The organism is Rhizobium redzepovicii, assembly GCF_019793435.1.
GTDB lineage: Bacteria > Pseudomonadota > Alphaproteobacteria > Rhizobiales > Rhizobiaceae > Rhizobium > Rhizobium redzepovicii.
The window spans coordinates 1-442 of sequence record NZ_JAILYH010000081.1 but is presented as its reverse complement, the minus strand read 5'-3'; the positions used below and the strand labels follow the sequence as shown (position 1 = coordinate 442).

Genomic DNA, 442 nt, shown 5'->3' with positions numbered 1-442 from the left:
AGACATGACCCCGGTCATTCTGGTCTGCTCACAGGACGCCGAGCTTTATCTGCTCCTCGCGCATATTCTGCGTAGTGAAGGCTTTGAGGCTCGTCTTGCTGCAAGTGACGACGATGTGGTGGACGCCTGCACATCAATAGAGCTTTCCGCCGTCGTACTGGATTGTGCAGGTTGGCCGAGTGACGTTGCGCCCCTGTGTGCGCTCTTGAAGGGCTCGGGGCTTTCCGTGGGTGCACTCATCGGCGAGGATATGCGCACGCAGCACCTGCAATTGATCAAGGCGGGCCTCGACGAAGGCATCACGCGTCCTCTGTCGCCTGCAAAGCTTCTCGCCTTTCTGCACGACATAAGCCCTCGGCCGGCGGTTTCGACTCTGCCAAATTGCGCTTCCGCCGCCGAGATTGTCTTCGGGCCGCACGCAGTCGTGGTTTCAGGCAAGATT

The 442-nt window shown here is 59.3% G+C and carries 1 protein-coding gene; it reads left to right on the top strand.

Annotated elements, in window-relative coordinates:
- Window positions 1-442 (top strand): response regulator transcription factor (locus K6N12_RS33665; protein WP_485064276.1); only part of this gene is annotated, 442 nt, incomplete at both ends.